The following is a 19,186-nucleotide window of genomic DNA, read 5'->3' as shown; positions in this document are numbered from 1 at the left end:
GACAAAGGAAAAGTGCAATGGCGAGTCTTGGTGAACTGGAACGGGCAGTGATGGACCTGCTCTGGGCGGGCCAGGAAGCAGCCACGGCCAACACCCTTCGGGACCAGTTGGCCCGGACCTCGGGCGCACAGGACGGCGCCGGGCACGAGGGCAAGGAGCTGGCGGTCACCACGGTGCTGACCGTCCTGTCCCGGCTGGAAAAGAAGGGGCTCGTGGAGCGCGAACGCGGCACACGCCCGCACCGCTATCAGGCCGTCTCCAGCCGCGAAGAGCACACTGCTGAACTGATGCACGAGGTCCTGGGGTCAGCCCCGGACCGCGAGGCCGTGCTGGCCCGCTTCATCGGTTCCGTCTCCGAGGGTGAAGCAGCGACGCTGCGCAAGCTGCTGGGCCACTCCTAGCAGCCCATGTTCTGGGCCTCGTACCTCCTGGCGCTCCTGGCGATCATCCTGGCGTGGCCGGTGCCGGTCCTGCTGTCGCGGGCCCGGTGGCCGGCCCGCTCCCCCTTCACTGCCATGGTCCTGTGGCAGGCCATCGCGCTCGCGGGCGGGCTCTCCATGATCGGGGCCATGCTGGTGTACGGACTGGAGCCCATAGGCGAGAACCTCATAGCCGGCCTTCGGGCCCTGACCGGCATGGTCCTTTTCAACGCGCCCACCACCGCCCTGGGCTTCTGGCACATCTTCGCGCTGTCCACTGCCGCATTGCTCACCGCGCACCTGGTGTTCACGCTGCTGCTGACCTACTACCGGATTGAGCGCCAGCGCCGGCGGCACCGTGAGCTCCTGGCGCTCCTGGCCTCCCCGTCAGGGCAGAATGCCGGAACCCTGGTGATCAACCACGATTCCCCGGTGGCCTACTGCCTTCCTGGCGGCGCCCGCTCGGTCACGGTGCTTTCGGACGGACTGATGGCCGCCCTGGAACCCGCCGAGCTCCGGGCCGTCGTGATCCACGAGAACGCACACCTCAGCCAGCGGCACCATCTGCTGCTGTGGGCGTTTGCCGCGTGGCGCCAAGCCCTCCCGTGGCTCCCCACCACCCGGCTGGCCCAGGAATCGGTGAGCTCGCTGATCGAGATGCTCGCGGACGACGCCGCCTTGAAGACCGAGGGAAAAGCAACGCTGATCAAGGCAATCGCCATCGTGGCCAGCGGCTCCCGGCCCGGCCCAAAGGACCAGGGGTTCCAGGAGGCAGCTGCCGGGCCCGATGCGCTGTCCGGCACCTCCGGGGCGGACTCCGCCCGCACTACCGCGTCCCGGGTCAGCCGGCTGCTCTCCTCGGAACCGGAACTTCCGGCGCCGGTCCGCGGACTCGTCCTGGCCGGTTCGCTGCTGCTCCTGGCGCTTCCCACCGCACTGCTGGTGGTGCCGGGACTTTTGTCCTGAGCCCGGCCGTCAGGCGTCGATCCGTTCCCGGTCCAGGCTGGAGGCTCCGGCGATGATGAAGTCCTTGCGCGGGGCCACGTCGGACCCCATCAGGAGGTCGAAAATCTCCTCCGCCTGTTTGGCGTTGTCGATTCCCACCTTGCGCAGGGTACGGTGCCGCGGATCCATGGTGGTCTCCGCGAGCTGCTCCGCATCCATCTCCCCCAGGCCCTTGTAGCGCTGGATCGGCTCTTTGTAGCGCTTGCCCTCCTTCACCAGGCGCGCCAGCAGCGTATGCAGCTCCGCCTCGGAGTACGTGTAAATCATCTCGTTGGCCTTCTGGCCAGGGTTGATGACTTCCACGCGGTGCAGCGGAGGAACCGCGGCGAAGACCCGGCCCTCGTCGATCATGGGACGCATGTAGCGGAAAAACAGCGTCAGCAGGAGGGTGCGGATATGGGCGCCGTCGACGTCGGCGTCGGTCATCAGGATCACCTTGCCGTACCGGGCGGCCGAAATATCAAAACTGCGGCCGGAGCCTGCGCCCACCACCTGGATCAGGGCGGCACACTCCGCGTTGGAGAGCATGTCCCCCACGGATGCCTTCTGCACGTTGAGGATCTTGCCGCGGATGGGCAGCAGCGCCTGGAAGTCCGAGGACCGGGCCAGCTTGGCCGTCCCCAGCGCTGAGTCGCCTTCCACGATGAACAGCTCAGAACGTTCGACGTCGTCCGTCCGGCAGTCGGCCAGCTTGGTGGGCATGGACGAGGTTTCCAGCGCATTCTTGCGCCGCTGGGTCTCCTTGTGGACCCTGGCAGAGATGCGGGACTTCATCTCGCTGACGATTTTTTCCAGCAGCAGGGCGGACTGGGCTTTGTCATTCCGGTTGGACGAGGTCAGCTTGGCCGAGATCTCCCGTTCCACCACCTTGGCGACGATGGCACGCACGGCAGAGGTGCCCAGGATCTCCTTGGTCTGGCCCTCGAACTGCGGCTCGGCCAGCCGCACGGTCAGCACGGCGGTAAGGCCGGCGAAGATATCGTCCTTTTCGATCTTGTCGTTGCCGGCCTTGAGCTTGCGCGCATTGGTTTCCACGGCTTTGCGGAAGGTCTTCACCAGCGCCTGCTCGAAGCCGGACTGGTGGGTGCCGCCCTTGGGCGTGGAGATGATGTTGACGAAGCTGCGGACGGCGCTGTCGTAGCCGATCCCCCAGCGGAGTGCCACGTCCACCTCGCAGTCGCGCTCCACCTCGGCGAGCTGGCTGTGTCCGCGCTCGTCCAGGACGGGGACTGTCTCCTTGAACTTTCCGGAGCCGTGCAGCCGCCACACATCGGTGACGGCGGGATCCGCGGCGAGGAATTCAACGAACTCGGAGATGCCTCCGTCGTGGTGGAAGACTTCCTCGTGGGGACCGGCCTCGCCGGGTGTCCCCGGCAGCTTGCGCTCGTCCCGGACCGTGAGCTTCAGCCCGGGCACCAGGAAAGACGTCTGGCGGGCACGGGCGGCGAGCTCTTCGTAGGAAAACCTGGCGTCCGGGGTGAATATCTGCCGGTCAGACCAGTAACGGATCCGGGTGCCGGTGACGCCGCGCTTGGCCTTGCCCACAACGTCCAGTACGGAATCGTCCACAAACGGCGTGAAGGGCGCGGCGGGGTCGGGCCGAGAACCGGTGTCCTTGAATCGGCCGGGCTCCCCTCGCCGGAAAGACATCCGGTAGGTCTTGCCGCCGCGGTCCACCTCCACATCTAGGCGGGCGGACAGGGCGTTCACCACGGAGGCGCCCACGCCGTGCAGGCCGCCGGAAGCGGTATAGGACCCGCCGCCGAACTTTCCACCGGCGTGAAGCTTGGTAAACACCACCTCGACGCCGGTGAGTCCCGTCTTTGGTTCCTTGTCGATGGGGATGCCGCGGCCGTCGTCATGAATCTCCACGGAGTTGTCTGCGTGGAGGATGATCTTGATGTCATGCCCGAAGCCGGCCAGTGCCTCGTCCACGGAGTTGTCGATGATTTCCCACAGGCAGTGCATGAGGCCGCGGGAGTCGGTGGAACCGATGTACATGCCCGGGCGCTTGCGGACTGCTTCGAGTCCCTCCAGAACGGACAGGTGCCGGGCAGTGTACTCAGAGCTGGGTGCCACCGGTAATGAACTCCTTCAGGGGACGGAACTGCGGGCGCCGGGAGCGCCTTCTCTAGGATAGTCGGCCCGCAGGGTGCGCCGAACTTGAGCAAACTTTGCAGATACGCGCACAGCGAACTTGCCCCATCCTTGCGATGGATCTGTTACGAATACTGGTTATATAGACGTACAGATCTACTAAGGAGGCCGACATGACTACAGCAGTGGCAGACCGCACACTTGATGCACTCGACCGGTGCGACCGTTGCGGGGCCCAGGCATATGTCCGGGTAGTACTCGAGTCCTCCGGGGGTGAGCTGCTCTTCTGCGGCCACCACGCGCGTGCCGTGGAGCCCACGCTCAAGCCGCTGAGCTCCGACTGGCACGACGAGACGGGCCGGCTGCATGAGAAAGCCACCGTCGAGATCGACTAGCTTATCCAGGAAAAGGGACCCTGCCGGAAACGGCGGGGTCCCTTTCTCTCTGTGCCGGGTGCCTGTCCTGCTTCAGGTCCCGGCTCTCCCTTTAAAACCGAACACGGGGCCACCTCCGGCCCTCCCCGAAGGGTTTTCCGGGCAGGAACTGACCCCGCATTGCGGTACGTCCGGCTTAGTCCAGGTAGTCGCGCAGCACCTGTGAACGCGACGGGTGGCGCAGCTTGGACATGGTCTTCGATTCGATCTGGCGGATCCGCTCGCGGGTGACGCCATAGACCTTTCCGATTTCGTCTAAAGTCTTCGGCTGTCCGTCGGTGAGGCCAAAACGCATGGCCACCACGCCGGCTTCGCGCTCGGACAGGGTGTCCAGAACGGAGTGCAGCTGCTCCTGCAGCAGCGTGAAGCTTACGGCATCAGCGGGAACCACGGCCTCGGAATCCTCGATCAGGTCACCGAACTCGGAGTCGCCGTCCTCGCCAAGCGGCGTGTGCAGCGAGATGGGCTCGCGGCCGTACTTCTGGACCTCAACCACCTTTTCGGGGGTCATGTCCAGTTCGAGAGCCAGTTCTTCCGGCGTGGGTTCGCGGCCCAGGTCCTGCAGCATCTGGCGCTGCACGCGGGCCAGCTTGTTGATGACCTCCACCATGTGCACCGGGATGCGGATGGTGCGGGCCTGATCAGCCATGGCGCGGGTGATCGCCTGGCGGATCCACCAGGTGGCGTACGTGGAGAACTTGAAGCCCTTGGTGTAGTCGAACTTCTCCACTGCACGGATCAGGCCGAGGTTGCCTTCCTGGATCAGGTCCAGGAAGAGCATTCCGCGTCCGGTGTAACGCTTGGCCAGCGACACCACCAGGCGGAGGTTGGCCTCGAGCAGGTGGTTCTTGGCCCGCTTGCCGTCGTGGATGATGAATTCCAGCTCGCGCTTGTACTTCGGATCCATGGATCCGTCGTCAGCGTTGATCTTCTCTTCGGCGAACAGCCCGGCCTCGATGCGCAGCGCCAGGTCCACTTCCTGCTCGGCGTTGAGCAGGGCCACCTTGCCGATCTGCTTCAGGTAGTCCTTGACCGGGTCCGCGGTGGCGCCTGCGGACATGACCTGCTGGACCGGGGCGTCGTCGTCGTCGGCGTCGGAGTAGACAAAGCCCTTGCCGCTGCCGACTGCGCCCTTGACGGCCTCGGCTTCGGTGTCGTCGGCCGCGTCGGGGCCGTCTACGGGCATGTCGTCGAGGTCCGCCTCAACGTCCTCGACCTCATCCGGTTCGGTTTCCCCGGCGGCGGCCTTTGCGGCGGCAGCCTTGGCTCCGGGCTTGGGCCCGCGCTTCTTCGGTTCGCGCTTGCCCTCGTCCGCTCCCTGTCCGGCGGAAGCCTTATTGGCTGCACGCGTGGCTGCACGCTTTGCGTTGGCAGCAGCCTGCTTCTCCTCAGCGGACAGTTCGTCCTTTGCGGCGGGGTCCTTCTTCGTGGAAGACGGGGTCACAGAAAACCTTTCTAGCGGCGGTCTGTGGAATCACCATACGGGCAACACCACTATGACCCTGTCAAGTCCGTGGTGGAAACCAAGCGCCACCACGGCCCGGCAGAGTCACTCGAGACAACTGACGGAGCGGCGATAATGTTCCCATTGCGGAACACCACCAGGCACTCAATACACGGACCCAACCGGGTCTCGGCATCCATTGTCTCATGATTTCGCCGTTTGGGGCCTCCCCCGCCGCTAAGAAGTCTGCCGCACCGGCCGGCACCAGCGCATGCGCCTGCAGCCCGCAGGCGTCAGGCAGCGTCCGGTCCGAACCTGCGCCATGCCGCCTCCCGCCGCCCCGCCCAGCCGCAGAGCGTCCCGCGCCCTGCCATTTCCAGCAGGAGCCCGGCCAGCCTGTACCCGGGAGCGATCTCCAGGGACTGTTTGAAGTAGGCGGCGGCGTAGGACCCCCGGCCCCGGCACCAGGCGATCCAGCCGCGCCCGGTCAGGGAGGCGGCGGCCGCGGGCCCGCCGAATGCCGCCAGCTGTTCCAGGACCGCGTCGAGTGCCTCCATGCGCCCCCAGTGCGGTACGGCCGGTTCGATACCCAGCAGCACCTCGCCGTAACCGGGAGTCTCGCTGCCGGCCGCGGGCCAGTCGTCCAGCGCGTCGGCGCCGGCGCCGGGCCCCACGGCGTCCGCGTCTTGGCCGCGGCTGAATAAGCCGAAGCGCTCCGCCCCGGCCTCGGCTGCCTCCGTTCCGGCCGCTGCCATCACCAGCACCGCATCGCGCCAGGCCGGGACCAGCAGCGTGGCCCGCAGGAAGGCGTCGCGCTGCGGGACCTGGCGCAGCGGCGGCCCCGCCGGCCGGGCGAGGACCTCGAGCCAGGTACGGAGCACGGCCCGGAACTGCGCCCTGCTTTCCCGGCGCGGTTCCAGGTCGGCCGACCACGCCGCCTCGGCCTGAAGCACCTCCTCGCGGTACTCCGCGGGAACCTGCAGCGCCGTACCCGGCAACTCTCCCGGAGGCACGCCGATACTGCTTCCCAGGTAGACCATCTCGGCATTGAGGGTGCTGTCCTTGATCTGCTGCACGGGATGTCCGGGCAATGGACAGCAGGAGAGGTCCTGGCAGAGGGCGTCCCGCCAGAACGTCTCGCCGACGTACCACGCTTCAAGGACCGGCATCCCCGCATCGCCAAGGACATCCCGCAGCAGGGCCAGCAGACCGTCGTACCCGCACGGTGCAGAATTCCGGCTCCGGGGCGTGAAAACTGCCAGGAGCGTCCCGGTGGCATCCCGGTCCGCCCGCAGGTAGGAGCAGACGGAACCGGCGAAACCGGTGGGATCTGCCAGGACGTCCGGTCCGGGCAGATCCACGCGCAGCGTCGCGCCCAGGGATCTGCCCTGCATGGTCATGGCCACCAGGCTTGAGGCCGGCCAATAACCGAGCGAGTGGGGTATGAACCCAAGGATGTCTTCCGGACCGCGTACTTTCAGGTGTTGGGGCTTTGTCATGGCATTAGCTTTCGCGCTGCTCAAAGCCGGCGGGAGGGGGCACCGTGGCTATGTGGACAAAAGGCCCAGTGGAGGACAGGCCAGGCGCGGACGGTCAGTCCTCGAACCGGGCTGCCTGCCGCCGGCGGGCCAGGATCCCGCGGCGCTGCCTGGCCAGGGCGCTGCGCAGGGGCGGGACCACAATGCCCTGCTCCGCCATTTGCCTGCGGACCTTCCGCCGGCATGCAATGATGGCGGCTGCACCGGATCCCAGGAGGACGAACTGGGTACTCAACGCGATCCGGAAAGGGTCCAGCCCATACAGGATGCCGCCGGAGAAGCCGGCGGCATACAGGATGTCCAGCACCAGTCCGATCAGGAAGATGGCTACCAAGGCGGCGATGAACCCGCCGACGTTGACGATTCCGGTCGCGGTTCCGATGCGGTGCGCGGGATTGAACGTCCTGGCAAAGTCGAAGCCGATCATGGAACCCGGGCCGCCCACGGCCAGCACCACCACCAGCGCGGCCAGCAGCCAGAGGGGCGCCGGCCCCGGCAGCGCCAGGACAGCCGCCCAGGCAGCGGCCGTACCGCCGGCAATGAGGAGAACCATCGTGGAACGGCGCAGCGGATGCCGCGAGACAAAGCGGCCAATGAACGGCCCCACGGCGAGGGCGGCCCCCACATAGAGAGCCATCAGCGCAGCGACCGTTCCGCCGTCGAGCCCCTGCCCCGAAATCAGGAAGGGGTACCCCCATGTCATGGCAAACACCGTCCCGCTGAACTGGATGGTGAAGTGGCTCCACAGGCCCAGCCTGGTCCCTGGCTGGGCCCATGCCCTGGCCAGCGAAACGCCGGTTGCCTTGAGCCCCTGCCCTGACTGCGGGCGCGCGGTGCCGGGCGGGACATCCTGCAGGAGCACCAGGACAAGCACGACGGCGGCCGCGGACATCCCGGCAAGCATCAGGAACGCTGCGGTCCACCCCGCCAGATGGAGGACGTAGGCGAACGGGATGACGCTGAACAACTGGCCCAGCTGGCCGGACATGCCGGTCAGCTGGGTCACCAGCGGAACCCTGGCGGGAGCGAACCACAGGGGGACCAGCCGGATGACGGAAATGAAGGTCATGGCATCGCCTGCGCCCACCAGGACCCGCCCGGCAACGCCCCCCGGAACGGTGTCCGCGAAGGCGAGCTGGAGCTGGCCCAGGCCCATGAGCACGGCGCCGCCGGCGATCATGGCACGGGAGCCAAACCGGTCCACGAGCAGGCCGACCGGGATCTGCAGCCCGGCGTATACCAGCAGCTGGAGGACAGTGAAGAATGAAATGGCAGAGGCGCCGGCCTGGAACCTTTCCGTGGCTTCGAGACCCACCACGCCGAAGGAGGTGCGCTGGGCCACCGCAACCAGGTACCCGAAAATGCCGATGGTCCAAATGAGCCAGGCGCGGGGTGCAGTCATCAGTTCATTATGCCCGCGCCATGGTGCGGGAACGGCAGTGCCACGGCTTATTGCGTCCTGCTACGCAGGCGGGTTTTCCCTCGCCAGATAGGCCTCCACGGCGGCGCCCAGCACGTCGGCGTCGGGCAGTTCATCGTTCTCGTCGGCCAGGAGGGAACGGCGCACGGTTCCTTCCGCTTTCTCGTCGTATCGCTCCTCAAGGCGCGAGACCACCTGGCGGACGTCGTCGGACGCGTCCATCTGCTCATCGATCTGCCGGGTGACGTCCCGGCCCGTTTCGCGGAGCCGGTCCGACGGAAGCATGAGGGACGTCGCCGCACCCAGGTATTCCAGCCCGGCGACAGCAGCGGTGGGGTATTCGGCCTCGGCCAGGTAATGCGGCACGTGGATGACGTAGCCGGCAACGCTGCGGCCGGCCTCTGCCAGACGCAGCTCCAGGATGTGGCCCACGGCGGCGGGAACCTCCACGGTAGGCTTCCACACCGATATTCCCTCGATGAGGTCCGGCCGGTTGCCGTGGACCGTCACGCCCACCGGCCGGGTGTGCGGGACGGGCATGGGAATGGAATGGATCCACGCCACGAGATTGACGTCGAGGTGCTCCACGATGCCGGCCACCGCCCGGGCAAACCGTTCCCACTGCAGGTCCGGCTCGAACCCCGCCAGGAGCAGGAACGGCTTGCCCAGCCCGTCCACCAGCCGGTACAGCGCCAGCCGCGGTTCCTGGTAGTCCTGCAGGTGGTCCTCGACGAACGTCAGGTGCGGCCGGCGCGACCGGTAGTCGATCAGCTGGTCAGCATCGAAGACGGCAACGGGCCGGGCATCCAGGGAATCGAGCAGCTCGGCATTGATCTGCCTGACAACGTGCCCGGCGTCGGCGAATCCAGTAAAGCCCATCACAAGGTCCAGGCCGCGCAGGGACGGGTCGTAGAACAGTTCGGTGTCACGCGCGTACAGCGCTTCGGGGTCCAGCAGGGAGCCGGAAATTCGTTCAAGCACGGCTTGTTCCTTTCATGGACGCAGTCGGACATCGTCTTTAACGCGGATCCGGCGCTGCCCATTCCGGGGCACCGTGTGTCGCGTGTCTCAAAAATCCCGGCGCCTGCCGGGCGGACGGGCTACGATCGGAATTGGCTGCCCGACGGCCTGCACTCCCCCGGACTGTGCCCGACCGGCAGGATCCGGGCACTGCGCAGAGAGCCGAAAATGCCTCCCTGCCAACCGAAGTCGAGAATTGAGGACTCATCCCTGTGGTCAAAAATACTGAAATCAACCTTAGTACCCTCTCGCGGGACCCGAAGAAGGCGCCCAGCGACGCAGTGGTCATCGGGGTGGCGCAGGGGGCCGGCGGACCTGTCCTCCTGGACAACCCGCTGACGGCCAAGTCCGCCGAGGCCCTGGCCGATTCCCTCAAGGCCCTCGGCGTCACCGGCGCCGCGGACCAGGTGGTGCGGCTTCCCGGCCTTCCGGAGACCGGCGCCGGCATCCTCGTCCTCGCCGGCGTGGGCAAGCTCGAGGCCGGCGAGGCGGCCACCGGCGAGGCGCTCCGCCGCGCCGCGGGGTCGGCCATCCGGCAACTGGCCGGCCTGCCCACCGTAACGCTGACATTCCCGACGGCGTCCGTCGCCGACGTCGCGGCAGTTGCCGAAGGTGCCGCGCTCGGCGCTTACGCCTACACCGAGTTCCGCTCTTCCCGGGAGGGCCTGAAGGACCCGGTCCGCAACGCGATCATCTTCACCGAACTGTCCGGCCGAGAGGTGGACGCGGCACTGGAGCGCGCCGCAGTCGTGGGCGCGGCGGTCAACGCCACCCGTTCGCTGGTCAACCAGCCGCCGAGCCACCTGTACCCCGAGTCCTTCGCCGAGGCTGCCCGTGAGCTCGCGAAGGGGCTGCCCGTCAAGGTCACGGTCTGGGACGAAAAGCGGCTTGAAAAGGAAGGCTTCGGCGGCATCATGGGCGTGGGCAAGGGTTCGGCCCGCCAGCCCCGCCTGGTCAAGGTGGAATACTCCCCCGCCAAGGCAGCATCCAAGGTGGCGTTCGTCGGCAAGGGCATCACCTTCGACACCGGCGGTATCTCCATCAAGCCGGCCCAGGGCATGGGTGACATGAAGAGCGACATGGCGGGCGCCGCCGTCGTCCTCAATACGGTCCTGGCCCTGGCCCGGCTCCGCGTGCCGGTCAAGGCGACCGCATGGCTCTGCATCGCAGAGAACATGCCGTCCGGCGCCGCATCGCGCCCCGCCGACGTCCTCACCATGTTCGGTGGCAAAACCGTCGAGGTTCTTAATACGGACGCCGAAGGACGCCTCGTGATGGCGGACGGCATCGTCGCCGCGAGCCAGGAATACCCGGACGCCATCATCGACGTCGCAACCCTCACGGGTGCCCAGCTGATCGCCCTGGGCAACCGGACGGCCGGCATCATGGGTTCGGACAAGGTCACCGGAGCCCTCAAGGCCGCCGCGGACCGCGCGGGCGAACTCGTGTGGCCGATGCCGCTGCCGGAAGAACTGCGGCCCAGCCTGGATTCGCAGGTGGCGGACCTTGCCAACATCGGCGAACGTCACGGCGGCATGATGACCGCTGCGGTCTTCCTGCGGGAGTTCGTTGGCAAGGACAAAGCGGGCGGACAGATCCCCTGGGCCCACATCGACATCGCGGGCCCGTCCTTCAACAACGGCAGCCCCTATGGCTACACACACAAGCAGGGCACCGGCTGCACGGTCCGCACGCTGCTGGCCTACGTTGAGGACCTTGCCGCAACTGCGGCCTGACGCCGGCGCGGGCCGGGAAGCCCGGCGGCACTTCCGCCCGGTTTCCCGGCCCCGGCGCCGCGTGACACTCGACACAAGCGCTCCACAAAAGCGGCGCCAAGGTGGAGCATAGACAAGTGGTTCGCTAAGGTGAACCACGGTAGTCACAAATGCAAGAAAACCCGCCTGCTGGCATAATCGCGGCAGTTCAGGTTCCAAGACCAGATGATGCGCAGGACCGCGTCATCGTTCACGCGAGGGAGCGTCTAAGTGGCCGATCAGGCAACTGCGCAAGAATTCGACATCCTGGTACTCGGCGGCGGCAGCGGCGGATATGCTGCGGCGCTGCGGGCCGTACAGCTCGGCCTCACCGTCGGCCTCGTGGAGAAGGCAAAGCTGGGCGGCACCTGCCTCCACAACGGCTGCATCCCCACCAAGGCGCTGCTCCACTCCGCCGAGCTGGCAGACCACGCCCGCGACTCCGCCAAGTACGGCGTCAACGTCACCCTGGACGGCATCGACATCAACGCGGTCAATGCATACAAGGACGGCATCATCGCCGGCAAGTACAAGGGCCTGCAGGGACTCATCAAGTCCAAGGGCATCACCGTCATCGAAGGTGAAGGCAAGCTCCAGGGGACCGACACCATCGTGGTCGACGGCACCGCCTACAAGGGCAAGAACATCATCCTGGCCACGGGTTCCTACTCCCGCACCCTCCCCGGCCTGGAAATCGGCGGCAAGGTCATCACCTCCGACGAAGCCCTGAAGATGGAGTCCATCCCCAAGAGCGCCATCATCCTGGGCGGCGGCGTCATCGGCGTCGAATTCGCTTCGGTCTGGAAGTCGTTCGGCGTGGACGTCACCATCGTTGAGGGCCTGCCGTCCCTGGTCCCCAACGAGGACGCCACCATCGTCAAGAACTTCGAGCGTGCGTTCAAGAAGCGCGGCATCAAGTTCTCCACCGGCGTGTTCTTCCAGGGCGTCGAGCAGAACGACGACGGCGTCAAGGTCACCCTGGTGGACGGCAAGACGTTCGAGGCAGACCTTCTCCTGGTCGCCGTCGGACGCGGCCCCGTCACCGCCAACCTGGGCTACGAGGAAGCCGGCATCACGATCGACCGCGGTTTCGTCATCACCAACGAACGCCTGCACACCGGCGTCGGCAACATCTACGCCGTGGGCGACATCGTGCCCGGCGTGCAGCTGGCACACCGCGGGTACCAGCAGGGCATCTTCGTGGCCGAGGAAATCGCCGGCCTGAAGCCGGTCATCGTTGAGGACATCAACATCCCCAAGGTCACCTACTCTGAGCCTGAAATCGCCACCGTCGGCTACACCGAAAAGGCCGCCAAGGAAAAGTTCGGCGAGGACCAGGTCCAGACGCAGGAATACAACCTGGCCGGCAACGGCAAGAGCTCCATCCTGGGCACCGCCGGCCTGGTCAAGCTGGTCCGCCAGAAGGACGGCCCCGTAGTGGGCGTCCACATGATCGGCGCCCGCATGGGCGAGCAGGTGGGCGAGGCCCAGCTGATCGTCAACTGGGAAGCCTACCCCGAGGATGTGGCACAGCTGCTGCACGCCCACCCCACCCAGAACGAGTCGCTCGGTGAAGCCCACCTGGCACTCGCGGGCAAGCCCCTCCACGGCTGACATCCCCCAGCAGTAAAAGGGCCTGGTGCACCCGGCGCGATATGCCGGGTGCACTAGGCTTCCACCTAAGCAGCAACCATCCGCACTAAAGATCAATAAGGAGAACGGGGACGACATGTCTGAATCCGTTAACTTGCCCGCCCTCGGTGAGAGCGTCACCGAAGGAACCGTCACCCGCTGGCTGAAGCAGGTAGGTGACCGGGTAGAGGTGGACGAGCCGCTGCTCGAGGTCTCCACCGACAAAGTCGACACCGAAATCCCCTCTCCTGTCGCTGGCGTGATCGAGGAAATCCTGGTCGCCGAGGACGAGACCGCCGAAGTGGGCGCTCCCCTGGTCCGCATTGGCGACGGCTCCGGCAGTGGTTCCGCCGCGCCCGCCGACGAAGCACCGGCCGAGGAAGCCCCTGCTGAAGCCCCCGCACCGGAAGCAGCCGCCGAGGAGGCGCCTGCCCAGGAAGCTCCGGCCGAAGAAGCACCGGCCCAGGAGTCCCCGGCAGCGTCCGGCGAAAGCCACGAGGTTACCCTTCCCGCCCTGGGCGAGAGCGTCACCGAAGGCACCGTCACCCGCTGGCTCAAGGCCGTCGGCGACACCGTAGAGGTTGACGAGCCGCTGCTGGAAGTTTCCACAGACAAGGTTGACACCGAGATCCCGTCCCCCGTGGCCGGCACCCTTCAGGAAATCCGCGTGAACGAGGACGAGACCGCAGAGGTGGGCTCCGTCCTGGCCGTCATCGGTTCCGGGGCCGCACCCAAGGCCGAAGCGCCGAAGACGGAGGCTCCGAAGGCAGAGGAAGCGCCGAAGGAAGAAGCTCCCCAAACGGAGGCACCGAAGCCCGCTCCGGCACCTGAAGCACCCAAGGCGGAGGCACCGAAGGAGGAGGCACCGAAAGCCGCTCCGGCACCCGCCGCTGCTGAAGGCGGCACCGAGTCCAGCTACGTTACTCCCCTGGTCCGCAAGCTGGCCAACCAGCACGGCGTGGATATCGCCGGACTCTCCGGCACGGGCGTGGGCGGCCGCATCCGCAAGCAGGACGTCATTGCCGCGGCCGAGGCCAAGGCCGCTCCCCCAGCAGCACCGGCAGCCGCAGCATCCGCGCCGGCAGCAGCCGGCGCCGCAGCGTCATCCCTGCGCGGTACCACCCAGAAGGCACCCCGCATCCGCCAGGTCATCGCCCGCCGCATGCGCGAGTCCCTGGAAATCTCCACGCAGCTGACCCAGGTGCACGAAGTGGACATGACCAAGGTGGCCAAGCTCCGGGCCCGGGCAAAGAGCTCCTTCCAGGCCCAGAACGGCACCAAGCTGACGTTCCTGCCGTTCATCGCCAAGGCTGTTGCCGAGGCCCTCAAGCAGCACCCCAAGCTCAACGCTGCCTACGACGAGGACAAGCAGGAGATCACCTACCACAACGCCGAGCACCTGGCGATCGCGGTGGACACGGACAAGGGCCTCCTGGTGCCGGTTATTTCCGACGCCGGCAGCCTGAACCTCGCCGGCCTGGCCGGCAAGATCGCCGACGTAGCCTCCCGCACCCGCGACGGCAAGATCGGCCCGGACGAGCTGTCCGGCGGCACGTTCAGCATCACCAACATCGGTTCGGTTGGCGCGCTGTTCGACACCCCGATCATCAACCAGCCGCAGGTGGGCATCCTGGGCACCGGCGCGATCGTCAAGCGTCCCGTCGTGGTTGCTGACGAAAACGGCGATGACTCCATCGCCATCCGGTCCATGATGTACCTGTCGTTGACGTACGACCACCGCCTGGTGGACGGCGCGGACGCCGGCCGTTTCCTGCAGACGCTGAAGGCACGCCTCGAAGAGGGCGCCTTCGAAGCCGACCTGGGGCTGTAACAGGCTGATTGCACGACGGCGGTCCGGCGCCTGGCGGGGAAACCCGCCAGCTGCCGGGCCGCCGTCGCTCTTAACGCGTTGGGAAGGCACCGCGCCGGTGGCGGTGCGCGTGGCCTACTACCGGGCGTAGAAGCACTGGCTACACTGGTCCCATGGATATCGTCTATAACATTGTGGTTTTCCTGCACATCGTCGGCGCGGCCATGATTGTCGGCATCTGGATCGGCCAGATGAAGAAGCCGACCGTGCACCCGCGCCAGTTCGACGGGGCCATGCTCCAGCTGCTCACGGGGATCGTGCTCATGGGCCTGATACCGGCCTTGGACATGGACGCAAACTACTTCAAGCTCGGCATCAAGTTCGCCATTGCCCTGGCCGTGGGCGTTCTCGCCTTCATCGGGCGCCGCAAGTACAAGAAGGACGAACCGGTCAGCGCCGCCCTGGCGCACGGGGTAGGCGGCCTCGCACTCCTCAACATCGCGATCGCCACCATCTGGCAGTAACCGCCTAGGATGGGATGCGGCGGGCCCGGCACCAGCCGGGGCCCGGTGGATATCGATTCAAGGAGTGGACATGGCAGCAGTACGTACCGCACACACGGTCTGGAACGGCAACCTGATGGACGGCGCCGGCAGCACCACACTGGACAGCTCCGGACTGGGCACGTTCGACGTCACCTGGAAGGCCCGCACCGAAGCTGCGGGCGGCAAGACCAGCCCCGAAGAGCTGATCGCGGCCGCCCACTCGGCCTGCTTCTCCATGGCGTTCAGCCACGCACTGGCACAGGCCGGACACACGCCGGAGGAAGTCCACACCAAAGCTGACGTCACGTTCGTCCCCGGCACCGGCATCACCGGCAGCCACCTGACAATGACGGCACGGATCCCCGGCATCTCGGAGGACGAATTCCAGAAGATCGCCGCGGACGCCAAGGTGGGATGCCCGGTTTCCGGCGCGTTGGCCAGCATCGACATCACGCTGGATGCCACGCTGCAGTCCTAGGTTTCGCGCCCGCGCCGGCAGCGTCTCCTGCGTTTGGCAAAGGCCCTGCGGAAACCGGATCTCCCGGTTCCCGCAGGGCCTTTGCCGTTCCCGGGGCTATGCCTTCGCGTGCGGCCTTGCCGGCAGCGGGGCCGGGCGCACCAGGCGGTAGCCTTCACGGGCCGGCGGCCGGTCCGTGGGCAGTTCCTGGATCATTTCCTTCAGGGCGCCGATGCCATACTCCAGTTGCGGATCGCGCCCGGCCGCGTAGGCATGCGGCGGGAAGATGACCTCGATGTCCGGATCAACGCCGTAGTTCTCCACGCTCCAGCCCACTCCGCCGCCGAACCAGGTGGCGTAGCGCGGCTGGGTGACGCCTGTTCCGTCGGCGAGGGAAAACCGGTTGTCGATGCCCACCACACCGCCCCAGGTGCGCGTTCCAATGACGGGACCGATACCGCGAAGCTTGGACACCTGGGTGATGATGTCCCCGTCCGAACCGGCGAACTCATCGGCCAGGATGATCACTGGCCCACGTGGCGCGTGGTGCGGGTACGTGCGCGGCTTCTCGCCACGCGGCATGCTCCACCCGGTGACCTTGCGGCCGATCAGCTCCGCCACCAGCTGCGAGGTGTGGCCGCCGCGGTTGCGGCGCACGTCCACGATCAGCCCGTCCAGGGCGGTCTCGGTGTCCAGGTCGCGGTGCAGCTGTGCCCAGCCGTTGGCCATCATGTCCGGGATGTGCAGGTATCCGAACGTACCTCCTGAAGCTTCCCGCACGGTCCGGCGGTTGCCGGCCACCCACTCCTGGTAGCGCAGGCGTTCTTCGTCCTTGACGGGGACGACGGCGACACGGCGTTGGGTGCCTGCAGCATCGCCATGCGAGGGGCCATTGAGCAGGGTCAGTTCCACGGCGCGCCCCGCGGCCCCCACCAGCTGCATGGCCGGTGTCACGTCTGCGGAGAGCGGGACGCCGTCGATCGCCAGCAGGATGTCCCGGGCCTTCGCACCGACCCCGGGCCGGGTCAGCGGCGACGTTGCGAGGGGATCCGACGACTCTCCGGCCAGGATCCGGGTGATTTCCCACCCGGACGCCGTCAGGGTCAGGTCGGCGCCCAGCCGGCCCTGTCCGCGGCTGCCCTTCTCCGTCACGGGTGCGGGCCGGACGTAGGCGTGGGACGTGCCCAGCTCACCGTGCAGCTCCCACAGCAGGTCCACCAGGTCGTCGTGGGAACCCAGCCGGTCCACCAGCGGGCGGTAGCGCATCCGTACCGACTCCCAGTCCTGCCCGGCCATGTCCTCAGCCCAGAAGAAGTCACGCTGGAGCCGCCATGCTTCATCGAAGGCCTGGCCCCAGACGCTGACCGGGTCCATCATCACCCGGATGCGGCCAAGGTCCACCTTCACCAGCTTCCCTGATTCCTCGTCCGCCTTCGCGTCCGCCGGAACCGCCGTCACCTGCTTGTCCTTGATGAAGACTACAGTGGCGCCGTCGCCGGAGATCCGGTAACTGTCCAGCGCCTCCACCAGGGTGGTCTGCTTCCGGCGGGCGAGGTCGAAGCGGGCCAGCGACGGGCGGGCATCCTTGTCCTCCTGGCTGGCCTTGCCGTCGCCGGTCACGCCGGCAAGAGCCCAGTCGAGCCACAGGAGCGCGCCGGCGGTGGCCGTCAGGGCCGTGTAGTTGCCCTGGGGCACGGGGACCGTGATGACCCGGTGCGCCAGTCCCTCGGCATCGACCCGCACGGCCGGCGCCACACCGCCGTCGGCCTCCTCCGTTGCCTTCTCCGGGTGCGCTACCCCGGCGGGGTCCACGTCCGGGCCAAAGGGCGAGGGCGTGTCCGCGGCCAGCGCCACGAGGTAGGGCTTGATGGGAGTGGGGAAAGAGAGATCGAACGAGTGCCCGTCGTACACGGGGTCGAAGCTCCGGTTGGACAGGAACGCCAGGAACTTGCCGTCCGGGGTGAACGCCGGGGAGGCGTCCCGGAAGCGCCCGTCCGTAACATCCACGGGTGCGCTGTCCGAGGCGGTGGCGTCCACCAGCCGCAGCCGGCTGCGCGAGCCGAAGGAAGTCACCGGCTCCGACCACGCCAGCCAGCGCGAATCGGCGGACCAGGCAAGGTCGGACACCGTCCCCTCACCGATGCTGGCCCGCAGGCCGAGTTCGCCGGTTCCGGTGTTGGCCAGGAAGACCTCACCAAAGGTGGTTCCTACGGCAATCCACTGGCCGTCGGGGCTGGCCTCCAGTGCGCTGGCACGCGAGGGCCCTGGGAACGCAATCCGCTGGCCCCGGGATGGGCTCTGCTGGGCTGCCGCTGCGCCAGCGGAGTCGCCGGGCGCCACGTCGGCCCGTTGCTCATCTGGCACGGGAACGACGGGGGCCGCGGTGACGGCGGATCCGGCAGCCGGGACGGGCCGCGGCAGCGGCACCGCATCCCCTGCCGGCGCCGGCGCCGCTGCCGCACGGAAGGCCGTTGCCGCCGACGGAAGATCGGGCGCAATGTCCTTGATGTACAGCGCTTCCTCGCCGCCGTGGTCCGCTATGTAAGCAATCCGGCCATCGCCCAGGGGGCGCGGCAGGCGGGCGCGCACGCCCGGGCTGGCCTCAATAATCCGGGAGGGGCCGTCCTTGTGCCGCACCCAGTGGACCGTGCCGTGGGATTCGACGGCACTGGCCAGTCCCGCCGTGTCCGGGACGACGTCGCCCAGGTGCCGTGCGGCGTCGAGCAGCGCCGGGCGCCGGGACTGCGAAGCAGATCCCAGGGTAATGTCGAGGCGGACAGCTTCAGCGTCCAAGTGGGGCAAAACCCAGAGTTCGCCTGCGGACTCGAAGATCACGCGCTCTCCGTCCGTGGACGCATGGCGGACGTAGAAATCCTGGTGGTCCGTGTGCCGGCGCAGGTCCTGCCCGTTCGGCAGCACCGAATACAGGTTCCCGTACCCTTCGTGGTCGGAGAGGAACGCGATGCGGCCGTCCACCCAGAGGGGATCAGTGAGGTTCCCCTCCAGCTCAGGGAGGAGCCGCTCGAATTCCCCGTTTCCGTCCGCATCAAGCCAGAGCTTCCCGGCGGTGCCGCCGCGGTAGCGCTTCCACCAGGCCGGCTCGCGCGAGAGCACGCTGGCCAGCACCACCGGGCGTTCGTCCCCTACTTCCGGGCCGAAGGCCACGGACTCGACGGGCCCGAACGGCAGTTCCTCTGCCGAGCCGCCGTCGACAGGGACGCTGTACGCATGGGTGTGCCGGCTTTCCGCTTGGCGAAAGGCGCTGGTCACCACCACGTCGCCTTTCGCAGTGAAGGCCTTCACCCGGGTGGTGGCATGGCCGAAGTAGGTCAGCTGGCGGTACCCGCCGCCGTCGACCTCGGCGGAAACAACCTCGGGAGCGGCGCCCTGGACGACCGTCCACACCAGCCGCTTGCCGTCCGGGGTGAAACGGGGGTTGCGTGCGGGAAGCTGCAGCGCGGAGACACGCCATGCACGTCCCCCGTCCAGGGGCGCGGTCCACACGTCGTCCTCGGCCACGAAGGTGACCAGATCGCCGTGCAGATGCGGGAAACGGAAGTAGCTCGAAGAGGTCATCGTACGATCATAGTCAACCGCTCCGGGCCCGGCGG

General features: G+C 67.3%; 14 protein-coding genes. 8 read left to right on the top strand and 6 right to left on the bottom strand.

Features of this window, described 5'->3' with window-relative positions; genetic code table 11:
- The first annotated feature begins 17 nt into the window (after positions 1-17).
- Positions 18-401, top strand: coding sequence for a BlaI/MecI/CopY family transcriptional regulator (locus ACIQCN_RS03535; RefSeq protein ID WP_400604200.1), 384 nt, complete (start codon positions 18-20; stop codon positions 399-401).
- A 6-nt stretch (positions 402-407) separates the two neighbouring features.
- Positions 408-1,385 (top strand): M56 family metallopeptidase, encoded by a 978-nt coding sequence (locus ACIQCN_RS03530; protein WP_400609429.1) that lies wholly within the window; start codon positions 408-410, stop codon positions 1,383-1,385.
- Positions 1,386-1,394: 9 nt separating this feature from the next.
- Here the strand turns inward: ACIQCN_RS03530 and ACIQCN_RS03525 are convergent, their stop codons facing one another.
- Positions 1,395-3,503, bottom strand: a complete 2,109-nt coding sequence (locus ACIQCN_RS03525; RefSeq protein ID WP_400604204.1) for a type IIA DNA topoisomerase subunit B — start codon at positions 3,501-3,503, stop codon at positions 1,395-1,397.
- A 191-nt stretch (positions 3,504-3,694) separates the two neighbouring features.
- Here ACIQCN_RS03525 and ACIQCN_RS03520 point away from each other — a divergent pair, with 191 nt between their 5' ends.
- Positions 3,695-3,916 (top strand): hypothetical protein, encoded by a 222-nt coding sequence (locus tag ACIQCN_RS03520; protein WP_377215535.1) that lies wholly within the window; start codon positions 3,695-3,697, stop codon positions 3,914-3,916.
- A 175-nt stretch (positions 3,917-4,091) separates the two neighbouring features.
- Here the strand turns inward: ACIQCN_RS03520 and ACIQCN_RS03515 are convergent, their stop codons facing one another.
- The 4 genes from ACIQCN_RS03515 to ACIQCN_RS03500 form a co-directional block, all read right to left on the bottom strand.
- On the bottom strand, positions 4,092-5,399 hold the full coding sequence (locus ACIQCN_RS03515; protein ID WP_400604206.1) for an RNA polymerase sigma factor: 1,308 nt from the start codon (positions 5,397-5,399) through the stop codon (positions 4,092-4,094).
- A 293-nt stretch (positions 5,400-5,692) separates the two neighbouring features.
- Positions 5,693-6,898, bottom strand: coding sequence for a DUF4192 domain-containing protein (locus tag ACIQCN_RS03510; protein ID WP_400609427.1), 1,206 nt, complete (start codon positions 6,896-6,898; stop codon positions 5,693-5,695).
- 94 nt (positions 6,899-6,992) lie between these two features.
- Entirely contained in the window at positions 6,993-8,339 is a 1,347-nt protein-coding gene (locus ACIQCN_RS03505) for a nitrate/nitrite transporter (protein ID WP_400609425.1), read from the bottom strand.
- 60 nt (positions 8,340-8,399) lie between these two features.
- Positions 8,400-9,338: a proteasome assembly chaperone family protein gene (locus ACIQCN_RS03500; protein ID WP_400604212.1), complete on the bottom strand. Its 939-nt coding sequence runs from the start codon at positions 9,336-9,338 to the stop codon at positions 8,400-8,402.
- Between the two features lie 251 nt (positions 9,339-9,589).
- Between ACIQCN_RS03500 and ACIQCN_RS03495 the strand changes: the two genes are divergently transcribed.
- The 5 genes from ACIQCN_RS03495 to ACIQCN_RS03475 all read left to right on the top strand — a co-directional run bounded on the left by ACIQCN_RS03495 (position 9,590) and on the right by ACIQCN_RS03475 (position 15,596).
- On the top strand, positions 9,590-11,113 hold the full coding sequence (locus tag ACIQCN_RS03495) for a leucyl aminopeptidase (RefSeq protein ID WP_400604214.1): 1,524 nt from the start codon (positions 9,590-9,592) through the stop codon (positions 11,111-11,113).
- A gap of 249 nt (positions 11,114-11,362) precedes the next feature.
- Positions 11,363-12,745, top strand: coding sequence for a dihydrolipoyl dehydrogenase (gene lpdA / locus ACIQCN_RS03490; protein WP_400609423.1), 1,383 nt, complete (start codon positions 11,363-11,365; stop codon positions 12,743-12,745).
- Between the two features lie 115 nt (positions 12,746-12,860).
- Positions 12,861-14,594: a 2-oxoglutarate dehydrogenase, E2 component, dihydrolipoamide succinyltransferase gene (gene sucB / locus ACIQCN_RS03485; RefSeq protein ID WP_400609421.1), complete on the top strand. Its 1,734-nt coding sequence runs from the start codon at positions 12,861-12,863 to the stop codon at positions 14,592-14,594.
- Between the two features lie 152 nt (positions 14,595-14,746).
- Positions 14,747-15,097: a hypothetical protein gene (locus ACIQCN_RS03480; protein WP_400604220.1), complete on the top strand. Its 351-nt coding sequence runs from the start codon at positions 14,747-14,749 to the stop codon at positions 15,095-15,097.
- Between the two features lie 70 nt (positions 15,098-15,167).
- Entirely contained in the window at positions 15,168-15,596 is a 429-nt protein-coding gene (locus ACIQCN_RS03475; protein ID WP_400604221.1) for an OsmC family protein, read from the top strand.
- Between the two features lie 96 nt (positions 15,597-15,692).
- Here the strand turns inward: ACIQCN_RS03475 and ACIQCN_RS03470 are convergent, their stop codons facing one another.
- Entirely contained in the window at positions 15,693-19,151 is a 3,459-nt protein-coding gene (locus ACIQCN_RS03470; RefSeq protein WP_400609419.1) for a S41 family peptidase, read from the bottom strand.
- Positions 19,152-19,186: the final 35 nt, after the last annotated feature.

It is taken from the genome of Pseudarthrobacter sp. NPDC092424 (assembly GCF_044754925.1).
In the GTDB taxonomy this organism is placed as follows: Bacteria; Actinomycetota; Actinomycetes; order Actinomycetales; family Micrococcaceae; genus Arthrobacter.
This window is presented reverse-complemented; position numbering and strand designations above follow the sequence as displayed.